At 56.7% G+C, this 1,554-nt stretch carries 3 protein-coding genes; 1 reads left to right on the plus strand and 2 read right to left on the minus strand.

Features of this window, described 5'->3' with window-relative positions:
* Window positions 1-58: 58 nt before the first annotated feature.
* Window positions 59-439: an IS200/IS605 family transposase gene (tnpA, locus tag EXE45_RS16385; RefSeq protein WP_137694947.1), complete on the minus strand. Its 381-nt coding sequence runs from the start codon at window positions 437-439 to the stop codon at window positions 59-61.
* 237 nt (window positions 440-676) lie between these two features.
* Here tnpA and EXE45_RS16390 point away from each other — a divergent pair, with 237 nt between their 5' ends.
* The gene (locus EXE45_RS16390; protein WP_137694948.1) at window positions 677-1,147 is read left to right on the plus strand and encodes a hypothetical protein; all 471 of its coding nucleotides are present in this window, start codon (window positions 677-679) and stop codon (window positions 1,145-1,147) included.
* A gap of 145 nt (window positions 1,148-1,292) precedes the next feature.
* Here the strand turns inward: EXE45_RS16390 and EXE45_RS19740 are convergent.
* A partial coding sequence (locus EXE45_RS19740) for a hypothetical protein (RefSeq protein WP_158294285.1) occupies window positions 1,293-1,554 on the minus strand: 262 nt, incomplete at its 5' end.

A 1,554-nucleotide genomic window follows, 5' to 3' on the forward strand; every position in this document is an offset into this window, starting at 1 on the left:
CGCTCGGTGAGCGAGTGGAGTTTGACCCGTACCGTAGTGGTGACTTCTCGACGCATCGTCATCGTCCGGTCTGTGATTCGATGTACTCCTCGATGGCCTGGCTGGACACCTCGCCCGCGCTGGAGACGAAGTACGAGCGCGTCCACAGCGAGGGAAGGCCGAAATCGAATTCGTCGCGGAGCTGGCGCGAGGAGTAGCCCTTGACCTGTTGTATGATTTTGTTCGGGGCGAGTGTCGGGTCGCCGGTAATGAACAGGTGTACGTGGTCGGGCATGACCTCGGACTCGGCCAGTTCGAGGCCCTTGTCCTCACAGATTTCCGTGAAGATGGTTTCGAGACGTTCCTTCGTCTTCCCCGTCAGGTGCGAACGCTGGTATTTCGGCACGAACACTATGTGATAGTAGAGTTCGTATTTCGCGTGACGGGTACTCTTCGCCATCTGTACATACTATCACAGTCCGACGGGTTAAAGACTGCGTTAGAACCCCGTCTGTGCCATCGTCGGCGGTTGAATACTGTTGGTCAGCTTCATCCCCGCCCTGAAGGGCGGGGCTTTCTCCTTGTACTTCCGTAATCTCCCCGCACCGGCCTCTTTTCTCAAACCCTCTACACCCAAACAGGTAAACCAACTAGGGGCAAACCGCTTGCCAACCACGGAAAGCGGCATCTACCAGTCATGAAACGACCATCTCGACTCCCCGACCCGAGAGAAAAGATATCAGATCATGCCGTTCCAGATTCCATCGAGCACCTCCGCCACGGATTACTCACTTCACGCCCGTACGACGCGATTGCCATCTCAGGCGAGCAGGCACAACAACTCGAAGAGGCAGCCGAGTCGTACTCAGGCCACCTCAACCGTGTCCGACCGTTCGAAGGCGAAGATGGCCTCGAATATGCCGAGGAACTCATCGCGAGTCTTCACAGCGATACGGTCTCTCACTCTCCGATCGCACAGGCACTGAATGTCGCTGAAGACCCCAAGAAATTCAGTTTCGAGCTCCTCCTCGATGACGAGACAGTCCATTTCCACTGGGGGCTCCCGGATAGCATCCAACAACGGGAGTTCCGACAGCAGGTCTCCGGGCTCTACCCGAACTCCGAAATCAAACCCGTCGACTTCGGCAAGTGGTCAGACTCTCGATGATTACGAATACTTCCAACTGTGGAAGTACTGCCGAGAGAATAACCTCGTCCCAGACCACACCCCCATCCCCCTCAAGGGGCTGGTCGGATACGCACTCAAGCACGACTTCTGTGAGCCGGACGACCTCGAACAATTCTCCGACAATTCAAGTTAAAACAACAGCGACGAAAACGACGATGAGGCGGACGATGAGAAGACGGGGAAACGCAATCTGAAGCTCCCCGATGATCAGTACTTCCCAGTTCTCAAAGATATCGAGGATCGGACTGGATACACCCCCGCTCGCCTCAACGACAACGGCCGCTCGGGGGAGGGACAGACCGGCCACGGACAGGAGAGGAACAGCCCCGACGTCGACACCAAAACGGTCGCACTCGAGAGCGCGATCGACAAGTACGGCGAGTGCC

The organism is Halorubrum sp. SP9, assembly GCF_005435015.1.
GTDB classification, from domain to species: domain Archaea; phylum Halobacteriota; class Halobacteria; order Halobacteriales; family Haloferacaceae; genus Halorubrum; species Halorubrum sodomense.